General features: G+C 72.9%; 13 protein-coding genes and 1 pseudogene. 6 read left to right on the forward strand and 8 right to left on the reverse strand.

Translation table 11 applies throughout. From position 1 onward, the window contains the following. Positions 1 to 860: 860 nt before the first annotated feature. The 3 genes from MNZ27_RS08390 (at position 861) to MNZ27_RS08400 (ending at position 4,948) form a co-directional block, all read left to right on the forward strand. A complete protein-coding gene (locus MNZ27_RS08390) occupies positions 861 to 3,098 on the forward strand; it encodes an OmcA/MtrC family decaheme c-type cytochrome (protein WP_242393594.1) in 2,238 nt (745 codons plus the stop codon). A gap of 216 nt (positions 3,099 to 3,314) precedes the next feature. After that, positions 3,315 to 4,253: a sensor histidine kinase gene (locus tag MNZ27_RS08395; RefSeq protein WP_242393595.1), complete on the forward strand. Its 939-nt coding sequence runs from the start codon at positions 3,315 to 3,317 to the stop codon at positions 4,251 to 4,253. 5 nt (positions 4,254 to 4,258) lie between these two features. Further along, a complete protein-coding gene (locus MNZ27_RS08400) occupies positions 4,259 to 4,948 on the forward strand; it encodes a response regulator transcription factor (protein WP_242393596.1) in 690 nt (229 codons plus the stop codon). Positions 4,949 to 5,072: 124 nt separating this feature from the next. On the opposite strand, the gene selA is transcribed toward MNZ27_RS08400, so the two are convergent. Next, positions 5,073 to 6,416: an L-seryl-tRNA(Sec) selenium transferase gene (gene selA, locus MNZ27_RS08405; RefSeq protein WP_408629686.1), complete on the reverse strand. Its 1,344-nt coding sequence runs from the start codon at positions 6,414 to 6,416 to the stop codon at positions 5,073 to 5,075. Beyond that, positions 6,402 to 6,542: pseudogene (locus MNZ27_RS24250) on the reverse strand (hypothetical protein); the annotation flags it as partial. The pseudogene MNZ27_RS24250 and the gene selA, both read right to left, overlap by 15 nt. An 80-nt stretch (positions 6,543 to 6,622) precedes the next feature. Here MNZ27_RS24250 and nuoL point away from each other — a divergent pair. Genes nuoL through MNZ27_RS08420 form a run of 3 tightly spaced genes read left to right on the forward strand, consistent with a single transcriptional unit; the run spans position 6,623 to position 11,762 of the window. Next, the gene (gene nuoL, locus MNZ27_RS08410) at positions 6,623 to 8,650 is read left to right on the forward strand and encodes an NADH-quinone oxidoreductase subunit L (protein ID WP_242393598.1); all 2,028 of its coding nucleotides are present in this window, start codon (positions 6,623 to 6,625) and stop codon (positions 8,648 to 8,650) included. Positions 8,651 to 8,653: 3 nt separating this feature from the next. Then, positions 8,654 to 10,285, forward strand: coding sequence for a complex I subunit 4 family protein (locus MNZ27_RS08415; protein ID WP_242393599.1), 1,632 nt, complete (start codon positions 8,654 to 8,656; stop codon positions 10,283 to 10,285). Positions 10,286 to 10,289: 4 nt separating this feature from the next. After that, complete coding sequence (locus MNZ27_RS08420) at positions 10,290 to 11,762, forward strand: NADH-quinone oxidoreductase subunit N (RefSeq protein ID WP_242393600.1); 1,473 nt, start codon at positions 10,290 to 10,292, stop codon at positions 11,760 to 11,762. A gap of 98 nt (positions 11,763 to 11,860) precedes the next feature. On the opposite strand, the gene MNZ27_RS08425 is transcribed toward MNZ27_RS08420, so the two are convergent. From MNZ27_RS08425 to MNZ27_RS08450, 6 genes are all read right to left on the reverse strand, one after another. Beyond that, complete coding sequence (locus MNZ27_RS08425) at positions 11,861 to 12,241, reverse strand: response regulator (protein WP_242393601.1); 381 nt, start codon at positions 12,239 to 12,241, stop codon at positions 11,861 to 11,863. A 668-nt stretch (positions 12,242 to 12,909) separates the two neighbouring features. Next, entirely contained in the window at positions 12,910 to 13,611 is a 702-nt protein-coding gene (locus MNZ27_RS08430) for an HNH endonuclease (RefSeq protein WP_242393602.1), read from the reverse strand. A 385-nt stretch (positions 13,612 to 13,996) separates the two neighbouring features. Next, complete coding sequence (locus tag MNZ27_RS08435; protein ID WP_242393603.1) at positions 13,997 to 15,436, reverse strand: sigma-54-dependent transcriptional regulator; 1,440 nt, start codon at positions 15,434 to 15,436, stop codon at positions 13,997 to 13,999. Then, on the reverse strand, positions 15,429 to 18,740 hold the full coding sequence (locus MNZ27_RS08440) for a GAF domain-containing protein (RefSeq protein WP_242393604.1): 3,312 nt from the start codon (positions 18,738 to 18,740) through the stop codon (positions 15,429 to 15,431). Before MNZ27_RS08440 ends, MNZ27_RS08435 begins: the two co-directional genes overlap by 8 nt. Continuing rightward, positions 18,737 to 20,716, reverse strand: coding sequence for a selenocysteine-specific translation elongation factor (selB, locus tag MNZ27_RS08445; RefSeq protein ID WP_242393605.1), 1,980 nt, complete (start codon positions 20,714 to 20,716; stop codon positions 18,737 to 18,739). Before selB ends, MNZ27_RS08440 begins: the two co-directional genes overlap by 4 nt. 42 nt (positions 20,717 to 20,758) lie before the next feature. After that, entirely contained in the window at positions 20,759 to 21,301 is a 543-nt protein-coding gene (locus tag MNZ27_RS08450; RefSeq protein WP_242393606.1) for a phosphoribosyltransferase, read from the reverse strand. Positions 21,302 to 21,308: the final 7 nt, after the last annotated feature.

Genomic DNA, 21,308 nt, shown 5'->3' on the forward strand with positions numbered 1-21,308 from the left:
CCGAGCGCGCCGCGAATTGGGGCAAATGACGCACGGTGGTGTCCGGACGACCCGGAGTGCGTGACGGTCGGTTCCGTTGTTACGCATGGTTGCATGTCAAAGGGTCGGGCGAGGTCCACGCCTTCCGGGTGTGTCATTTGGCGCAGGGCCGGGCGTGAGCAGCGGCGCCGTCGGATCACGTCGATTCCGAGCGAGGCCCACCCGGGTCGCCTTGTTCGATTCCGGACCAGGCCGACTCCGGGCTGGCTGGTCGAGGACGGCTCGAGCGCGGGTGAACCACGCATACATCTCGCTGATGCTCGGGTGATGTGCGCTGGAGGCCACGCCGTGCCACGACGGCGTGACGTTCGCGCGCGCCCAGCTCCCAGGCCTGCGCGCCGGTCCGCCCGGTTCGTTTCGGGGTGCGGGACGGGCCGGCCGCACGGTGTCGGCCGGCGGAGAGCGATCGAGCTCCCGCGCGCGTCAATCCCCCCGATCATGAGGCGTGTCGGTGAATTGCCCGCGTATGCGACAACGTGACGCAGGGTGACGCATCGATGACCCATGGTGCATGCGGTGGCCGCCAGTCGTTTCGCATGGTTGCGCGTCAAAATATCCTGCGGACGCCTGCGCCTGAAAAGTGCGTCATTTGGCGCAGCGCGGGCTGCGCGCCGCGCGCGCCGGCCGCCAACGGCACGTAAGTAAAGCGGTTCTTGGCTCGGTGTGCCAGCGTCGAGGGCCGAATCATTGCGCGACGTCTGAAGCGCGGGACCGGGCGCAATCAAGCGGGTTTGCTCGAGGCAGTTGAGGCGAGCCGCGCGATTCTCCTACTGTGCGCGCCGCAACGCTTCGTCTCTCAATCATCGGAGCTCACAATCACGATGCAGATCATCTCTTGGAAGAAGACGGGAACGCTGCTGCTCGCGGGCGCCGTCGCCCTCGCGGGCTGCTCGGGCTCGAAGGGCCCCGCCGGCGCCAACGGCACGAACGGGACCAACGGCACGAACGGGACGAACGGGACCAACGGCACCGACGGCATCTCCGCGGTGAGCACCGGCCTCGTCGTCGCCGTCGCCAGCGCTCCCACGGCGAACACGAACGGCTCCGTCTCCGTCCGCTTCACGCTGAAGGACGACAAGGGCTACCCGATCGACGTGCTCGGCGGCTACTCGCTCGGCACCGTCTCCCCCCGGTTCTCGCTCTCGTACTTCACGTTCGACGCGAAGGGGAACGTCCTCCCTTACACGGTCCTCACGAAGAAGAGCGGCAGCCCGACCGCCTTCACCCCGCCGACGAACGGGACGCCGAGCACGACCGACGGCACGCTCACCGCGAACGGCCAGGGTGACTACACCTACACGTTCCCGGCGACCGTGGCGTTCGACCCCGCGCAGGGGACCGCGACCCACACCCTCTGGATCCAGGCTCAGCGCCAGACCGATTCGAACGACGTCCGCACGCGGAAGACCGTGAACCTCGAGTACAACTTCGTCCCGTCCGGCAACGGCACCGCCGCGCGGCGCCAGGTCGCCTCGACGGACGGCTGCTCCAAGTGCCACGACGGCTTCTCCGCCGCGGCGTTCCACGGCAGCGGCCGCATCGACGCCGGCTACTGCGGCGTCTGTCACAACCCGGCCCGCGGCAACGCGGTCACGGGCGGCTCCGACGCGCAGATCTTCGTGCACCGGATCCACGACGCGAAGAACCTGAACCTCGCGACGTCGATCTTCCACGGCATCGCCGAGGTGACCTATCCCCAGGACGTCCGCAACTGCGGCGCCTGCCACGACGGCGCGCTCCAGGGCGCCCAGTGGAAGAGCCGGCCGAACAGCTCGGCCTGCGGCTCCTGCCACGACCAGGTGAACTTCGCGAGCACGACGGCGGCCGACGGCACGGCGCTGCCGACCTGCAGCGCCAAGAGCCTGGACTCGACGACCGGCAAGCTCGCCGCGTGCAAGCACACCGGCGGTGTCCAGGCGGACGACGCCTCCTGCGCGGGGTGCCACCCGGCCACGTCCATCGCCGGCTATCACTCGCTCGCGCCGGCCACGACCCCCGCGACGTTCACGATCGACGCCGTCACGATCGACCCGACGACGCGCGTCCCGACGATCGCCTTCACCGTGACGACCGGCACCACCCCGCGGAACATCCTCACCAGCGGGTTCGAGAGCTTCGGCGCGACCTGGGCGGGTCCGACGACCGAGTACAGCCAGTACTACAACGTGAAGATCCAGCCGACGACCCCCGGCACGCTCGCGGCGGTGACCGACGGCTCGGACGGAAAGTTCACGTTCACGTTCCCGGCGGCCGGCGCGCTCCCAGCGCTCGACCCGGCGACGTCGTTCCTGTTCACGCTGGAGGGGAACGACACCGGGCTCGCCGCCACCGGCAACCCGCTCGCCTTCGTGAAGCTCGACGGCTCGGCCGGCACCGCACGCCGCGTCGTCGTCGACGACGCGAAGTGCAACGGCTGCCACTTCTCGCTCGGCGCGCACCACGCAGGGAACCGCACGAACGTCCAGTACTGCTCGGTGTGCCACAACGCCGCGACGAACCAGTCGCGGAACGTGGCGAAGACGCAGCTCGACCCGACCTCGGGTCAGGCGGCGCGCGTCGGCCAGAGCATCGAGCTCAGCGTGATGATCCACAAGATCCACACCGGCGAGGCGTCGCAGGACGCGACGTGGTCGTACTACGGCTACGGGGGGACGAACCCGCTGGGCGGCGCGCCGCTCGAGCGCGCGACGTTCCCGGGCAACCGGATGCACTGCGATCAGTGCCACGTGACGGACCCGAAGGGGAAGGTCACCTACGCGCTGCCGCTCGCCTCGAGCGTGGCCGCGACGAGCCAGAGCCAGACGTTCACGTGCCCCGACACGAACGTCGATCCGGTCGCCGGCAAGAGCACGGCCTGCTCGGTCCCGCTCGTCGCCAGCGCGCCGGTGAAGACGCCGGCCACGACGGCGATCTGCACCTCGTGCCACGACGCGACCTACACGATCGCCCACACCGCGCTCAACACCTGGGACGACGGCGCGGGCAACAAGGTCGAGAGCTGCAACGTGTGCCACGCGTCGGGCACGGAGTTCGACGTGAAGCTGGTGCACGTCCAGTAGCGCCGATCCGTCAGCGGTAGTCCCCGGGAGGGCGGGCTTCGGCCCGCCCTCCTCTTCTTTGTGCCGCGCTCGAGGCGCGCGGGCACCGGGCCGGCGCGCACCGCGCCGGCTCCGGCGGCGCCGGGCGCCTCGACCCGCTCGACCACGCGGCCGCCCCGGCACCCTCTTCCGGGCGGCCGGGCGTCCGGCCCCGAGGTCCGTTACAATCGGCCCCAGATGAAGCTCCGCCACGTCCTGCCGCTCATCATCGGGTTCATCTTCGTCCCCGCCGCGCTCATGCTGACGGTGGGCATCCTGATCCTGGTGTACGGGTCGGTGGCGCGGGACTACCTGTTCGGCATCCTGATCGTCTCCCTGGTCGCGACCACCATCGCCGGCACCGCCGCGACCATCGCGGTCCTCTACCGCGAGGTGCGGGTCGCGAAGCTCCAGACCGACTTCGTGAACAAGGTCTCGCACGAGCTCCGGACCCCGCTCACCTCGATCCGGATGTTCGTCGAGACCCTCCAGCTCGGGCGCATCGCCGACCCGGTGCGCCAGCGCGAGGCCCTCGAGATCGTCGCGGACGAGACCGCCCGGCTCTCGCGCCTCATCAACCGGCTCCTCGACTGGGCGCGGATGGAGTCCGGCCGGCGCACCTACCAGCTCTCGCTCCAGCGCGTCGAGCCGATCGTGGACCGGGCGCTCCAGGCGTTCGAGCCCCAGCTCCTGCACGCCCCCGCCGACGTGACCCGCGAGGTCGCCCCGCGGCTCCCGCAGGTGATGGCCGACCCCGACGCGCTCTCCGAGGCGCTGCTCAACCTGCTCAACAACGCCTACAAGTACACGGGGGCGCAGAAGAAGATCGCGATCCGGGCCGTCGCGCACGGGCCGGCCGTCACGATCACCGTCTCCGACAACGGCCCGGGGATCCCGCAGCGGGACCAGAAGCGGATCTTCGACAAGTTCTACCGGGCGCGCGATCCGCTCGCGCGGACGATCGAGGGCACCGGGCTCGGCCTCGCGATGGTGAAGCACATCGTGAGCGCCCACGGCGGGCGCGTGGGGGTTTCGAGCGAGGTCGGCGCGGGCGCGACGTTCACCATCATGCTGCCCGCGGCCACGCCCGAGCCCGCCGCCGCGCCGCGCCCGGCGCCGAAGACGGAGGAGGGGTAGAGCGCATGGCCGATCGGATCCTCGTCATCGAGGACGACCCGTCGATCCTCCGGGGGCTGCAGCTCAACCTCGGCATGGAGGGGTACACGGTCCGCTCCGCGGTGGACGGAGAGGGCGGCCTCGCGCTCGCGCGCAGCGAGCACCCGGACCTCGTGGTGGTGGACGTGATGCTGCCGCGGCTCGGCGGGCTCGACGTGGTGCGCGAGATCCGGAAGGACGATCCGGACCTCCCGATCCTGATCCTCTCGGCGAAGGGGCAGGAGTCCGACAAGGTGGCCGGGCTGCAGCTCGGCGCCGACGACTACATGGTGAAGCCCTTCGGGCTGAAGGAGCTGCTCGCCCGGATCGAGGCCCTCCTCCGCCGGCGGCGGGCCCACGGGGAGGCCGCCGCCAAGGCGGTCCGGCGGGCGGGGATCATCGAGCTCGACCTGGACGCGCGCCGGGCGACGGTGCAGGGCCGCCCGCTCGAGCTCACCAGCCGCGAGTTCGACCTCCTCGCCTGGTTCGTCACCCACCCGGACCGGGTCTTCTCCCGGGAGCAGCTCATGGAGGCGGTCTGGGGCTCGCGGTACTTCGGCACCGCGCGCACCGTGGACAACTTCATCGCGCGGCTCCGGGCGCACATCGGCGACGACGCCGAGGACCCGCGCCACTTCGAGACGGTGCGCGGGATCGGGTACCGGTTCAACCCCTGAGAGCTTGTCGAAGAATTCGACGAGCTCTCAGGCCGACCCGCGTGAGCGGGGCGGCGGGTGGGGTGAAGCGCCCGAATTTACTTCGGGCGCGAGGGGCGGGCGACGGCCCGCCCCTCCTGGATGGTCAAGGCCCGTCGGTTGTTCGACGGGCCTTGAGCGCCTCGCGCACGCCGCGCAGGAGCGCCTCGTCCTCGTCCGGCAGCACCGTGCGCGGGTCGAGCACCACCCGGTCGTCCTCGATGCGGCCGATCACCGGCGGATCCGCGCGCCGCAGCCGCGCGAGGAGCGCGTCCGGCGCGCCGCCGGGGAGGGCGAGGACGAAGGTCGGCACGGTCACCTCGGGGAGCGAGCCGCCGCCCACCGCCGACCGGCTCGGCCGCACCGCGCAGCCGGCGCCGAGGTCGCCGAGCGCGCCGCGCCACGCCTCCGCGCGGGCCCTCGAGGCGTCGGGCGCGGCGGCGATGGCGCGCCACACCGGGACCTCCGCCGTGGCCTCGCCGCGCTCGTAGTGGGCGAGGGTGGCGAGGAGGCCGGCGAGGGTGACCTTGTCCACGCGGAGCGCCCGCATGAGCGGGTGGCGCTTCACGCGGAGCACCGCCTCGCGGCGCCCGGCCAGGATGCCGGCCTGCGGACCGCCGAGGAGCTTGTCCCCCGAGAAGCAGACGAGGTCGGCGCCGGCCCGGATCCGCTCCTGCACGGTCGGCTCGTCGCCGAGGCCGAACGGCCGGGTCGCGAGGAGCGTGCCGGAGCCGAGATCGTCCACCACCCACAGGCCGCGCTGCCGGCCGAGCTCGACCAGCTCCTCGAGCGGCGTGTCGTGGACGAAGCCGGAGAGCCGGAAGTTGGAGCGGTGGACGGTGAGCAGGATCCGCGTCCGCGGCCCGACGGCCGCCTCGTAGTCGCGGAGGTAGGTCCGGTTGGTCGTCCCGACCTCGACGAGCGCGGCGCCGGAGCGGCGGAGCACGTCGGGGATCCGGAACCCGCCGCCGATCTCCACGAGCTGGCCGCGCGAGACGATCACCTCCGGCGGGCCGGCCAGCGGCGTCGCCGGCCCGGCCGGTCCGGACGCGCGCGCCGGGGGAGCGTCCATCAGCGCGGCGAGGGCCAGCATCACCGCTGCCGCGTTGTTGTTCACCACCACCGCCGCCTCGGCGCCGGTGAGCCGGCAGAGCGGCGCCTCGGCGTGGCCGTACCGATCGCCGCGCTCGCCGGCCTCGAGGTCGTACTCGAGGTTGGTGTAGCCCGCCGCGTGCCGCATCGCGTCGAGGGTGGCCGCCGAGAGCGGGGCCCGGCCGAGGTTCGTGTGGATCACCACCCCGGTCGCGTTGACGACGGCCCGCAGCGAACCCCTGGCCGCCTCCCCGAGCCGCGCCAGCACGTCCGCCTCGATGGCCTCCGGGGCAGGGCAGGGCGCGCCGGCGAGGATCGCCTGGCGATGGCCCTCCAGCACCTCGCGGATGCCCTCCACGGCCGGGCCGTGCCCCAGCCGCCCGACCAGCCCGGCGCGCTCCGCCGCGTCGAGCAGCCGATCGGTGCGCGGCAGGCTGCGGAGGGCCCCCGACGCCTCGGCGGCAGGTAATTTTGGAGCGGTCATGTCCGCATGCTCCCGGGCGATTTCAGCAGACAAGAGGCTTGTCCAAACCGTCCCAAGAAGGTAATCCTTCGCCCCACCCTATGCCCTGGTTCGAACTGTCGACGGCAGCGGCAGAGTCCTATCTCTGGGCCATCATCCTGTTCCCGCTCGCGGGCGCCCTGGTCAACGGTCTGTTCGGGCGACGCATCGGACGGGGGAACGTCACGTTCCTCGCGGTCGCGGTGATGGTCTGCGCGTTCGGTCTCTCCTCGATCGCGTTCTACCACGTGCTCCACGGCAACATCCTGCGGTTCCACGGATTCCCGTGGATCCAGGTGGCGGGCCCGGACGGGCGCGCGCTGATCTCGATCCCGTGGGGACTCACGGTGGATCAGCTCTCCGGGACGATGATCCTCGTCGTCACCGGCGTCGGTACGCTGATCCACATCTACTCCGTGGGTTACATGTCCCATGAGGACGACGCGGGGTACGCCCGGTTCTTCACGTACCTGAACCTCTTCGTCGCGGCGATGCTGACGCTCGTCCTCGGCGACTCGCTCGTCCTCACGTTCGTGGGCTGGGAGGGCGTGGGGCTCTGCAGCTACCTGCTCATCGGGTTCTGGTACACCGATCCGCAGAAGGCGTTCGCCGGCCGCAAGGCGTTCGTCACGAACCGCGTCGGCGACTTCGGGTTCCTGATCGGCGTCTTCGCGCTCTTCTCGATCTTCGGCACGGTGAGCTACGGCGAGATGCAGAACCTCGCCCAGGCGATCGCGAACCCGGCCACGACGATCATCGCGAGCGGGGTGTTCGCGGGGCACACCTACCAGACGGCCCTCACCGTCGCGCTGCTCGGCCTCTTCGTCGGCGCGTGCGGGAAGAGCGCCCAGCTCCCGCTGTACGTGTGGCTGCCGGACGCGATGGCCGGCCCGACGCCGGTCTCCGCCCTCATCCACGCCGCGACCATGGTGACCGCGGGCGTGTACCTCGTCGCCCGCAACGCCTACCTCTTCAGCCTCGCCCCGGTGGCGATGGCCACCGTCACGCTCGTCGGCGCGGCGACCGCCCTGTTCGCGGCGCTCATCGCCTTCGTGCAGAACGACATCAAGAAGGTCCTCGCCTACTCGACCGTGAGCCAGCTCGGCTTCATGTTCATCGGCGTCGGGACGGGCCTCTGGTGGGCGGGCATCCTCCACCTCGTCACGCACGCGTTCTTCAAGGCCTGCCTCTTCCTCGGCGCCGGCTCGGTGATGCACGGGATGAACGAGGAGACCGACGTCCGCAGGATGGGCGGCCTCGCGCGGAAGATGCCCTGGACCGCGCTCACCTTCGGGATCTCGACCCTCGCCATCACCGGCTTCGTCCCGCTGTCCGGCTTCTTCTCGAAGGACTCGATCCTCGCGGGCGCGCACGGGAGCCACAACCTCGCCGCCCCCTGGGTCGGCCCCGCCGCCTACGTCATCGGCTCGCTCGCCGCCCTCGGGACTGCCTTCTACATGTCGCGGGTCTTCTTCCTGACCTTCGTCGGGAAGCCCCGCTCGCACACCGCCGAGCACGCGCACGAGTCCTCGCCGGTGATGTGGATCCCGCTCGCCGTCCTCGCCCTCCTCGCCATCGTCGGCGCCTGGCTCGGCCTCCCCGGGATCGAGCCGTTCAAGAAGTTCACCGAGCCGGTCTTCGCCGTCGGCACCGAGCACCTCCAGGCGATGGGTCACCTCGCCCGCGAGGCGCACGAGGGGCTCGGGCCCTTCGTGGTCGCGTGGATCATCGCCGCCGCCGGGACGCTCGTCGCCATCCTCTTCTACGTCGGGCCGGCGACCGAGACGCCCACGAAGCTCGCCCGGGGGTTCCCCGGCGCCTACGCGTTCGCGGTGGACAAGTTCCGCGTGGACGAGCTGTACCAGGCCATCGTCATCGAGCCGCTCCGGTTCGGCGCGTACATCATCTGGCGCATCGTCGACGTCTTCGCCATCGACGGGCTGCTCGTGAACGGGATCGCCCGGCTGGTCGGGTTCGCCGGGTCGCTCTTCCGGATCGTGCAGAACGGCGACGTCCAGCGCTACGCCGCGATCATGGCGGTCGCCGCCGCGGTGATCCTCTGGACCGTCCTCGGCGTGGGAGGGCACTAGCCCGTGAACCTGCTCACCGTCGTCACCTTCGTCCCGCTCCTCGGCGCGCTCGGCCTCGTCCTCCTCCCGCGGGACGAGGCGGGCCAGCACCGGGTGATCGCGTTCATCACCACGCTCCTCACCTTCGCCCTGTCGCTCGGGCTGTGGCTCGGCTTCGACGCCTCGCCCTCCGCGCCCGAGTTCCAGTTCGAGCAGCTCGTGCCCTGGATGCCGGCGATCGGCATCGGCTACCACGTCGGCATCGACGGCGTGGCGCTGCTGCTCGTCATGCTCACGACGGTGCTGATGCCGATCGTGGTCCTGTCCACGTGGAAGGCGGTCACCGATCGCGTCAAGGAGTTCATGATCGCGCTGCTCGTCCTCGAGACGGCGATGATCGGCACCTTCGCGGCGCTCGACCTCGTGCTCTTCTACGTGTTCTGGGAGACGATGCTCATCCCGATGTACCTGCTCATCGGGATCTGGGGCTCGCAGAACCGCCTCTACGCCACGGTGAAGTTCTTCGTGTACACGTTCGCGGCGAGCGTGCTGATGCTGTTCGCCATCCTGTACGTGTACTTCCACGACGGCGGCACCTTCGACTACGTGGCGGCGCGCAACGCGCTGACGGTCACGCCCGCGGCGGCGCGCTGGCTCTTCCTCGCCTTCGCCCTCGCCTTCGCGGTGAAGGTCCCGATGTTCCCGCTCCACACCTGGCTGCCCGACGCGCACACCGAGGCGCCCACCGCGGGGTCGGTGATCCTGGCCGGCGTGCTCCTCAAGATGGGCACCTTCGGCTTCTTCCGGTACGCGCTGCCGCTCTTCCCGGAGGCGGCGCTCTACTTCCGGGCGATCATCGCGGGGCTCGCGGTGACGGGCATCATCTACGGCGCGCTCATGTCGCTCGTGCAGACGGACATGAAGCGGCTCGTGGCGTACTCGTCGGTCTCGCACCTCGGGTTCGTGATGCTCGGCCTGATGGCGCTCTCCGCCGAGGGGCTCACCGGCGGCGTCTACCAGATGCTGAACCACGGCGTCTCGACGGGCGCGCTCTTCCTCCTCGTCGGCGTCCTGTACGAGCGGCGCCACACTCGGCTCATCTCCGAGTACGGCGGCATCGCGAAGCAGGTGCCGGTCATCGCCGCCGCCTTCGTGATCGTGACGCTCTCGTCCATCGGGCTCCCCGGCACGAACGGCTTCGTCGGCGAGTTCCTGATCCTGTCCGGGACCTGGCTCTCGCGCCTCGGCTCCTCCGCGGTGTTCACCACGGTCGCCTCGCTCGGCGTCATCCTCGGCGCGGTGTACATGCTCCTCCTCGTGGAGAAGGTCTTCTTCGGCCCCATCCGCAAGGACGAGAACCGTCGGCTCCCGGACCTCACCGTGCGCGAGGGCTTCGTCGTCGCGCCGATGATCGTCCTCATCGTCGTCATGGGCGTCATGCCCGGGCCGTTCCTCGCGCCCGCGCGGCCCGCGGTGGATCGGCTCATCCAGCGCTTCCAGGCGGCCGAGGTGCGGCTCGGGACCGGCCCCCAGGTCGGCACCGCCGAGCCCGCCGTCGCCGTGACCGCGCGCGTCCCCGCCCCGGCGCCGGCCGCGCCCGCCCCCGCGGCGGAGCCCGCGCCCGCTCCGCAGCAGCAGCCGTCCGGAGGGATCTAAAGACATGTCCGGCTTCCCGACCCAGGACTTCCTCGCCCTCGCCCCTGTGGCGATCCTCACCCTCGGCGCGCTCGTCCTGCTGCTCTCCGAGGTCTTCCTCGTCTCCGGCAAGCGGGGCTACCAGGCCCTCGTCACGGTGATCTTCTCGGCCGTGGCCGCGCTCTCCGCCGCCCTCACCACGCCCGCTGGCAGCATCTTCGGCGGGCAGGGGGCGGTGGACGGCTTCTCCGCGTTCATCACCGTCATCGTCTGCGGCGGGCTGGCCCTCTCCGCCCTCGTCGGCGCGGGCTGGCTCCACGCCCGGAACGCCGAGCGCGGCGAGTTCTACGCGCTCGCGATGTTCTCGTCGGCCGGCATGGTCCTCCTCGGGATGGCGAGCGACCTCCTCGTCACCTTCATCGCCATCGAGGTGATGAGCCTCGGCACCTACACGCTCGCGGCCTACGTCCGCCGCGGCCAGCGGCCCGCCGAGGCGGCCTTCAAGTACTTCATCCTCGGCGCGATCTCGTCCGCGCTCCTGCTCTACGGCACGGCGCTGCTCTACGGGGCGACCGGCTCGACGCTCTTCTCGAGCCTGCCGAGCGGGCACGGCTCGCCGCTGTACGTCGCCGGCCTCGGCCTCATCGCCGCCGGCATCGCCTTCAAGGTCGCGGCGGTCCCGTTCCACGCCTGGACCCCGGACGTCTACGAGGGCGCGCCCACCCCGGTCACCGCCTTCATGGCCGCGGGCGTGAAGACCGCCGCCTTCGCCCTCCTGGTGCGCCTCTTCATCGCCGCCGAGGGTGGGGCGACCGCCTCCGTGGGCTCCTTCGCGAAGATCCTCTACGTCCTCGCGGTCCTCACGATGGTGTTCGGCAACCTCCTCGCGCTGCCCCAGCGCAGCGTGAAGCGGATGCTGGCCTACTCCTCGATCGCGCACGCGGGCTACCTGCTCGTCGGCGTGGTCGCGGCGGCCGTCGTGGGCACCCGGGAGAAGGCCATCTCGGGCCTGCTCTTCTACCTCGCGGCCTACAGCGCCACGGTCATCGGCGCCTTCGCGGTGGTGGGCGCCCTCGAGCGGCGGTCGCGCGGCGACAACGAGCCGGTGGACGCGTGGGACCTCGAGCGGTTCGCCGGGCTGGCCCGCCGCCGGCCGGCGCTCGCGTTCGCGATGGCCGTCTGCCTCTTCTCCCTGGCCGGCGTTCCCCCCACCGCGGGCTTCATCGGGAAGCTCTACATCTTCCAGGCCGCGCTCGGCGCCCAACTCTACGGGCTCGCCATCCTCGGCCTGCTCACGAGCGTGCTCGGCGCGTTCTACTACCTGCGCGTGGTGCTCTATATGTACATGCGCCCGGCCGAGGGTGAGGTCGAGGCGGGCCTGGTGTCGCCCGCGCTGTCGGTCGCCCTCGCGGCCGCGGTCGCGGTGGTGCTGGTGTTCGGCGTCTTCGCCGATCCGGTGGTCCGCCTCGCGCAGGCGGCGAGCGCGCTCTTGCTGTAGCCGATCTCGACGCGTCGCCGTGACGAGACGGGGCCCTGCGGGGCCCCGTTCTTTTTGTTTCGAGGCCCGATGGGCGGTCGCCCGATCGTGAAGCGCGGCTAACGCGAAGCTGCGGGGCGCTCGCCCGGGCACGGCGCCGCCGCCGCCCGGCCGCAACCGCAGGTGAGCTCGGCGACCCGGAACGGCTTCGCGAGGAGCTGCACGCCGGGGTGCCGCAGCGCGAACTGCGTCAGCAGGTCTGCGTACGGTCCGGTCATGACCACGCGGATCCCGGCGCGGGACGCGGCGTCCAGGAGCGCCTCGGCGCCGGGGAGGTGGACGTCCACCAGACAGCAGCGGAAGCCTCCGCGGGCGAGCGCGGAGAACCCCTCCTCGGCGCTCTCCGCCACCGCGACGACGTAGCCGTCGAGCCGGAGCGAGATCGCGAGCGCTTCCCGGAAGTTCCGGTCGGCGTCCACGATCAGGAAGGAGCACGGCATCCGCGGCCTGCTGCGGGCTGGAGGAAGAAAAAAAAGAAGTGCAAAGCGCAGCTGAAGTGGCGGGGGGGGACCTACTTCAACAGGCTGCTTTGCACTTCTGCCTGCCTCCATGAGCAAGGCGAGTGCCAGCGGGGTCGCCCTCGCCGGCCCCTAATCGTTTCGATAGGTTGCGCGCCGATCTCCACGAAACCTTGCGGCGCCGATGTGGCGTCGTGCGGTCCTGCATTGCAGAAGTGAAATGCGGGTTGCAGCCGTGAAACGAGGGGTCGCGCCACCCGCTTGCGTCGAGGGTCGCGAGGCACACCGATGTCGTCGCCGAGCGTGGGAACACGACGATCCGAGCTGCGCAGGCGTGCCTGGAAGGCCTGAGCATTCATCAGATCGTCCCGACCCCGCCTCCGCTCCGAGGCGGTTCGTGCTGGGGGGGCATGGGGAGGAGCGCACCTGCACGGCAGGCCTGGACTGGCTCGGGAAGGAGGTGGAGGCCGGGGCGCCGCCCGTGGGCGGGAACCGGAGTGACGAGATCGGCCCCGAAGAAGCCCGCGCTGCAAAGGCATGATGAGCCGCTCGCCACGGCTGTCGACCGCCGGTCGCAGGGGGAGCTGAGCAGGCACGATGCCCGCACGTCGCCCCCGTGACCGTCCCTCGAGAGCCGGACCGGCACTCGCTCACCCCGAGCGCTTCTTCTTCGCTGCGCGCGGCGGCTGCGTTCCCGGTGGCTCGACGGATGCGGGGTCGAAGATCTCGCCGTTCGACCGGCGCGTATAGCGGTCCATCAAGGCGTCCCCGAAGACCTCGCGAGCGGCGCGCTGGTTGTGAGCCCGGCAAAGGAGGCGAATGTTCTTGATCGTCGGCCGACCGCCGAGGGCCTGGGCTTTGCGGTGATCGAACTCGAGCTGGTAGGTCGAGCCGCAGATGCCGCCGGAGTCGAGGGGGTACTGGCAGCGGCCGCCGTCGCGAATCCAGACGGCGCGCTTCACCTCGGCAGGTATGTGATCCGGCTTCGAGGGCCGGCGCTCCGCGAGCGGCTTCTGCACGAGCCCCTTCCGCTTCGCGTGCCGGGCGAGGAGGAGATCGAGACCGGCCTCGAGGATCTCCTCGGTGCCGGCGCCGGGGTGGGCGTGGGAGAGCGCATCCCGCGCCGCCTCGAGCTTTTCGATGAAGCGGCGCGAGACGTTGAAGTGAAGCCGCCGGGGGTCGGCGCTGAGCGGCTCGACCGATTCGCCGCGGGCCTCGCGGGAAGATGGGGCCTGCGCCGCGACGCGCGGAGAGTTGGCATCGAGGTGTTCTGCTGGCCAACCGAACGGCGCGGCGGCCTCGGGCGGCTTCGCCGGCGCGGTCGCGTCGGCCGCCGCGATCGGAAGCTTCACCACGGCCGCCGCCGCCGAAGGAGCCGGACCGCGCACCGCGGTGACGACCTCACGGCGCGGCGGTGCCTCGACCGGCTTCAGCTCCGCCAGCGGAGGCTCGGCTCGTAATGCTATCGGTGAAACGCAGGCCTCTTCGGGGCCGATCTTGCGCAGGCGGTTCCCACGCACTGCGGCGCCCCGGCCTTTCCATCTTCCCGAGCCCAGACCGCTCGTCATTCGGGACCGTTCGACTGCAAAGCACCCTCCTCGACCGGCGCGCCTCGCGCGAGGACGTGATGAATCCGAAGGCCTGGAACGCGCGTCGAGGAGCGCAGGGAGGAGTGCGCCGCGCAGGCAGTCAGCGTGCGCCGCAGCAATGCGAGTGGGTGTCGCCACGCCCCCCCGATCATTCGCCGGGGGCAGCGCCGCGGCCCTCGAGGCCGAGCCGCTTCATCTTGCGCCAGAGCGTCGTTCCCGAGATCCCGAGCTCGCGCGCGACGCGGCCGAGGTCGCCGCTGCAGCGCGTCAGGGCGGCCGTGATCGTCCGGCGCTCGGCGTCCTCCACCGCCTGCGCGAGCGTGGCGCCGCCCTCGATCCCCTCGCCGACGGGCGCCCCCGCCACGGGCTGCTCGAAGGCGACGTCGGCCGCGCGGATCTCGCGCGACGGGGAGAGCGCCGCGGCCTGCTCGATCATGTTCTCGAGCTCGCGGACGTTCCCCGGCCAGTCGTGCTCGAGGAGGCGGGCGGTCGCCTCGGGGGTGAGCACCTTGTCGCCCCCCGTGCGCTGGTTGAAGCGCCGGAGGAAGTGCGCCGCGAGGAGCGGGATGTCCTCGCGCCGCTCCCGGAGCGGCGGGATCCGGATGGGGACGACGTTCAGGCGATAGAAGAGATCCTCCCGGAACCGCTTCTCCGCGATCGCCTTGCGGAGATCCTGGTTGGTCGCGGCGACCACCCGGACGTTCACCTGGACGGGGGTGGACTCGCCGACGCGCCGGATCTCCCCCTCCTGCAGGGCGCGGAGCAGCTTGGCCTGGAACCCGGGGGCGGTCTCGCCGATCTCGTCGATGAACAGCGTCCCGCCGTTCGCCTCCTCGAACATGCCGCGGCGGGCGCGGGTCGCGCCGGTGAAGGCGCCCTTCGCGTGCCCGAACAGCTCGGACTCGAGGAGGGTCTCGGTGATCGCGGCGCAGTTCACCGGGACGAACGGCCGGTCGCCGCGCCGGCTCGTGACGTGGAGCGCCCGCGCGACGAGCTCCTTCCCGACGCCGGACTCGCCGGTGATGAGGACCGTCGCGTCCGTGGGCGCGATGCGGAGCACGCGATCGAGCACCTCGCGCATCGCGGCGGAGCGGCCGACGACGTGCTCGAGCCCGTAGCGCTTGCGGAAGTCCTCCGCGAACAGCGAGACCTCGCCGAGCAGGCGGCGCTTCTCGAGCGCCTTGCCCACGCGGAGGAGGACCTCGTCCTCCTTGAAGGGCTTCGCGAGGAAGTCGTACGCGCCGCGCCGGATCGCCTCGACCGCCGACTCGATGGTCCCGTACGCGGTCATGACGATGACCTGCGTGTCCGGGGCGAGCTGGTGCGCGCTCTTCAGGACCTCCATCCCGTCGATGGTCGGCATCCGGAGGTCGGTGAGGATCACGTCGAACGTCTCGTGCTGGAGCCGCTGGATCGCGGTCGCGCCGTCCTCCGCCTCCTGCACGGTGTGACCCGCCTGCCGCAGCAGGATCGCGGTCGTCGCGCGCATGTTCTTCTGGTCGTCGACGACCAGGATCTTGCCGCCGGAGGGCTCCGGCCGGACCTCCAGCTCGGGGGCGGCGCTCATGTCGGTGGGGATCTCAGCCATTCCCGTCCTCGATTTCAATCGCCCCGCGGGCGCCGCCCGGCGCGAGGGGGAAGCGCAGCGAGATCGTCGTGCCCGCCCCCGGGCGGCTCCGCACCGAGATCTCGCCGCCGTGCCCCTCGACGATGCGCTTCACCACCGCGAGCCCGAGCCCGGTGCCGCTCGCCTTCGTGGTGAAGAAGGGCTCGAAGATCCGGCTCCGGACCTCGTCCGGGATGCCCGCGCCGCTGTCCTCGATCTCGACGAGCGCGCTCCGCTCCTCGCGGCGGGTGCGGACCGTGAGGACCCCGCCGCGCGGCATCGCCTGGACGGCGTTGACGGCGACGTTCAGCACGGCCTGGCGCACGAGGCGGGCGTCGAGCGACACGAGGGGCAGGTCGCCGGTCTCGCGGTGCAGCTCGATCGCCGTCGAGTGCTGGGCCAGCGCCGCGGCGACCGCCTCGTCCACCACGCGCTCGAGCGACTCGGCGCGGACGAGCGGCGTGGACGGCCGGGCGAAGTCGAGGAGATCGCCCACGATGCGGTTCAGCCGATCGGCCTCCTCGCCGAGGATGTCGAGCAGCATCTTCGCGTCGCCGTGCGGCCGGAGGAGGCGCCGCAGCGAGCCGAGCGAGTTGAAGATCACGCCCAGCGGGTTCCGCACCTCGTGGGCGACCACGGCGGCGAGCTCGCCGAGGGCGGCGAGCCGCTCCTGCTGGATGAGCTGCCGCTGCGCTTGCGCGAGCTCGGCGTAGCTCCGCCGGAGATCCTCGTAGAGCCGCGCGTTCTCGGCGGCGACGGCGAGCTGGTTCGCGATCGCCGCGGCGCGCTCCACCTCGGCGGGGCTGAACCGGCGCGGCCCGCGGGTCTCGACGATCACCGCCGTCCCGATGTAGCGGTCGCGGACGAGGAGCGGCAGCCCCAGCAGCGCGCGGGCGCCCCCGTCGTCCACGCGGTCGTCCCGGACGCGCGGGTCCGTCGCCGCGTCCTCGATGACGATCGGCTCGCGCCGGTCGTGGACGAGCGACGCGAGGCGCGCGCCGGTGGAGTGGAGCGGCTGACGTTGCCCGACGCGCTCCGCGGTCATCCCCCACACCGCGCGGATCTCGAGCTGCGCCCCGTCCTCGCCGAGCAGCGCCAGCAGCGCGACCGGGGCGTCCACGATGCGCGCGAGGTTCCGGACGCCCGCGTCGAGCACGCGCTCGATGTCGAGCGTCGCGACGAGGGAGCGCCCCACCTCGTGCAGCAGGCCGAGCTCCTCGGCACGCCGGCGCGTCTCGGAGTAGAGCCGCGCGTTGTCCACGGCCACGGCGAGCTGGCTCGCGATGGCCATGGCGCGGGAGAGCTCGGCGGGCGTGAAGGTGCGCTCCGCCTCCGCCGCCGTCACGAGCGCGACGCCGACCGGCTGGTCGCGCACGTGGAGCGGGATCGCGAGCGAGGCGGGCGACGCAGGGGCGCCGGGAGCGTCCACCGCCGGGGCGCGCCCGGCGACGGGGGCGCGGGCGTGGAGCGCCTCGCGGGCGAGCGAGCCCTCCGAGAGCGCGATCGCGGCCGGCCCGATGGGCGGGCCGGACGAGGCGGCGCGGCGCAGCTCGGCGTGACGGACGTCGTCGAGGAGGATGGTGCAGGCCGAGCCGGCGAGGGTCCGCCTGAGGTGCTGCGCGCCGAGCGCGAGCACCTCCTCGAGCTCGAGGGACGACGACACCACCCGGGCGACGTCGATGACGGTGGAGAGCTCGGACAGGCGCTGCCGCGCCTCGGCGTAGAGCTCCGCGTTCTCGAGCCCCACCGCCAGCTCGCCCGCGAGGGCGTTCGCGAGGGCCAGCTCCGCCTCCGTGAAGGCGCGCCCCGCGTCGTCCGCGAGGCAGAGCACCCCGCGCGTCGCGGCGCGGGAGGTGAGGGGGACCACGAGCAGCGCGAGCGGCGGGACCTGCGCGTCGCCGTGCATCGCGCTGCGGGGGTCCTTCGTCACGTCCTCGCACCACGCCGGGGCGCGGCGCTTGATCGCCTCCGCGGCGAGCTGGTCGTGCGCGAGGAGATCGACGCGCGACGAGTCGAACGGGACGCCCCAGCCGGCCACGCCGCGCAGGCGCGCGCCGGGCGTGTCGTCCGCCGCGAGGAGGACGGCGGCCGCCCGGCAACGCAGCGCCCGGGCGGCCTCGCGGCAGCCGTCGTCGAGCAGCCCCTGCACGTCGCCCGGCGCGTTCCCGAAGATCCGGAGCGCGAGCGCGTGGACCGCCTCGAGGTCCGAGAGCCGGCGCCGGACGTCGGCGAACAGCCTCGCGTTCTCCACGGCGACGCCGAGCTGGACCCCGACCGCCGAGAGGAGGGTCACCTCGCCGTCCGAGGTCGCGTGCGGCCGGCGGCGCCCGAACACCACGGCGCCGACCGCCGCCTGGCCCTTCGCGAGGAGCGGCACCGCGATGGCGGACTGGAGCCCCTCCGCCACGCCCATGGCCGCCGAGACGGAGGCGTCGAGGCGGAGGCTCGCCTCGTCCCACTGCACCGGGCCGAGCCGCTGCACGGCGAGCCCCGCCAGCCCCTCGCCGACCTCGAGCTGGGCGCACCGGGCGGCGGTCTCCGACGCGACGCCGGAGGCGGCGACGAGGACGAGCCGGTCCCCCTCGCGCAGGTAGGCCGCCGCGGTGTCCGCCTGGAACGTCTCGCGGATGCGCCGGAGTGCGTTGTCGAGGAGCAGGACCGGGTCGAGCTGCCCGGTCGCGAGCGCGACGTCGTTCAGGAGCGTGAGCTCCGCGACGCGCCGGCGCAGGTCGGCGAGCAGCCCGTGTGACTCGACGGCGCCGGCGAGGTGCGCGCCGGCCGCGCCGAGCAGGTCGAGGCGCGGGCGCACCGCCTCGGGCGCCGCGGGGAACCCCGCCCCCATCACCCCGACCACCTTCGAGCGGGCGACGAGGGGGACCCAGACCGCGGTCCGACACGGGGGCAGCGCGAGCGCGTCGCCGTCGTCCGCCGTGACCAGCCGCGGGGCGGCCTCGCGGAGGACCGCGCCCAGCGGCGACGCGAGCGGCACGCGGGCTGCGCGCGGGTCGTCCGGCGCGCCCGCGGGGGCGTGGACCCGGAGGAGGACGCGCTCGGCCTCGTCGAGGACGAAGAACGCGAGCCCGGCGCAGCCCGCCGCCTCCCGGAGGATCGCCTCGGCCCGGGCGAAGAGGCTCGGGAGGTCGGCGGCGCCGACCGCGAGGCCGGCGAGCTGGTTCAGGGCGGCCAGGTCGGCGTTGCGGCGGGTGAGCTCCGCGACGAGCCGGGCCGCCTCCTCGGGGTCCTCGAGGCGCGGCGGCCGCTCCACGTCCGCGGTGGCGGCGGTCATCCGCGTCCCTCGCCGCGCAGCACGCGCTTCTCGCCCACCCGGAGCGTCACCTTCTCGCGGTCGAAGTACTCGGCGAGCGGGATCACGTGCTTGCGGGTGGCGCCGACGAGATCCTTGAACTCCTGGGTCGTGATGGCCTTCCGCTCGCGGAGGAAGGCGACGAGCCGCTCCCGGAGGGCCTGGACGGCGGCGGCGTCGAAGTGGAGCTCGGCGGAGACCCGGACGGCGCGCCCCTCCGCGGCGAGGAGCTTCAGCACCGCCTGCACGTCCGCCGCGCTGCCGCCGACCGCGGCCGGCAGGTCCGCGAGCCAGGGCGGCGTGAGCCCGCCGCGCGCCAGCGCCTGCGCGACCTTCTCCTTGAGCGCGCCCCCGGCGGCGCCGCTCGCGGCCGCCTGGTGCCCGCGCTCCCGGACGTGATCGCCGTCCACCACGAGCGCGCCCTTCTCCGTCGCCTGCGCGAGCAGCCGCTGGAAGAGGCGCGGGTCGGTGACGGGCGGGAGCCGGCCCCGCAGCTCCTCGCGCCCCATGCCCGCGGCGAGGGGGTGCTCGCGGTGGAACGCCGCCACCGCCTCGGCGAGGCGCCGCGACAGGTCGGCGGCGACCGGGCCGGCCACGTACGCGCGCCGTTCGCGGTCGAAGAGGAGCGCCTCGCCGCGCGCGCCGAGCCGGTCGAGCGAGGCCTGGACCGCCTTCGGGGCGAGGGCGGTCCGGCCGGAGAGGGCCGCGGCGTCGAGCCCCGCCGGCCCGGCCATGGCGAGCACCGCGCCGACGCGGGCGTCGGCGTCCCCCCCGGCGAGCACCTCGAGCTGCGCGAGCGCCTCGGGGCGGCCGCGCCGCCGCTTCGGCGCGGCCACGGCCAGCACCCGGCCGCCGCCCACGGTCTTCCCTCGTCCCTCGAGCACGGTGAAGCCGCGCAGGATGAAGCGCTGCCCGGGGAGGGCGGCGGCGGGCTCGCCCAGCCGGAGCTGGGCGAGCGCGGTGTCGCCGGGGCGGAGCTCGGCGCGATCGAGGAGCGCGACCGCGGCGGGGACCTGGGCGGTGCCGACGTGGAGGAGGAGCTTCGCCCGGTGGCGCAGCGGCTTCGGCGCCGCCGCGAGCAGGGTGACCTCGACGTCGAGGACCGAGGAGGCGGGCACGGCGCCGGGGTGGACCAGCGCCTGGCCGCGCCGGACGGCGGCGGCCTCGACGCCCGGCAGGTTCACGGCCGTGCGCTGCCCGGCGAGCGCCCGCGGCGTCGGCTCGCCGTGCACCTGCACCGTGCGCACGCGGAGCGCGTCGCTGCCCGGCGCCGCGGGGAGGAGCGCGACCGCGTCCCCCTCGGCGAGCTGGCCGGAGAGGATCGTGCCGGTGACCACGGTGCCGAAGCCCTTGAGCGAGAAGGCGCGGTCGATCGGGAGGAGCAGGGGACCGTCGGCGGGGCGCTCCGGCACCTCGGCGGCGAGGGCGGTGAGCGCGGCGACGAGCCGGTCGAGCCCCGCGCCCGTCGTCGCCGAGACCGGGACGATGGGCGCGCCCTCGAGGAAGGTCCCCCGCGTCACCTCGCGGACGTCGGCCTCGAGGAGCGGGTACCAGTCCGAGCCGAGATCGGGCAGGAGGTCGGCCTTGGTCACCGCGACGAGCCCGCGCGGCACCCCGAGGAGGCGGCAGATGTCGAGGTGCTCGCGGGTCTGCGGCATGACGCCCTCGTCCGCGGCGATGACGAGGACGACGAGGTCGATCCCGCCGGCGCCCGCCGCCATGGCGCGGACGAAGCGCTCGTGGCCGGGCACGTCCACCACTCCCGCCACCGTGCCGTCGGCGAGCGGGAGGTGCGCGAACCCGAGCTCGATGGTGATGCCGCGCCGCTTCTCCTCGCGGAGTCGATCGGTGTCGATGCCGGTCAGGGCGCGGACGAGGGAGGTCTTCCCGTGGTCGATGTGGCCGGCGGTGCCGATGACGACGCGCCGGGCGCGCGCGGATCCTTCGCTGACGTTCACCGACGATCCCCCCGCCCCTTCGCGCGCCGACCCGCGCCGGCGCTACACCCCGACCTCGCCGGGATCCTCCGGGCCGGCGCCCGCGTCGAGCTGGTAGTCCCAGCCGAACAGGATCAGCTCGTCGGTCTCCAGCGCGGCGAAGTCCGGCCGCGCGCCGTGGGGCCGCACGACGAGGACGGCGGTCTTGACCTCGCGCGCGCCAGCCTTCCTGGCGAGGGCGCGCGCCTTCGCGAGCGTCGCCCCGGTCGAGGCCACGTCGTCCACCACCAGCACCTTCTTCTTCGTGAGGTCCGGCAGCTCGGCGATGGGCGCGGTCCCGGCGCCGTCGCGCCTGCGCCGCTCGATCCGCACCGACAGGAAGTCGGCCCCGAGGACGCTGGCGAGCGCGCCCCCCGCGAACACGCCGCCCTTCGCGATCCCGACCACGACGTCGGGGCGGAACCGCTCCGCGATGCGTGCGCCGAGCGCCCGGGCCACCTCGCCGAACGCCGCCCAGCCGATCTCGCGCATCGCCCGCTTCGGCGCGCGCTTCAACCGCGCCGGCGCGGCGAGGCGATCCATCGCGAAGCCGTCCGCGACGCCCATGCCGAGC

Origin of the sequence: Anaeromyxobacter oryzisoli, assembly GCF_022690765.1 — a bacterium.
Classification (GTDB): domain Bacteria; phylum Myxococcota; class Myxococcia; order Myxococcales; family Anaeromyxobacteraceae; genus Anaeromyxobacter; species Anaeromyxobacter oryzisoli.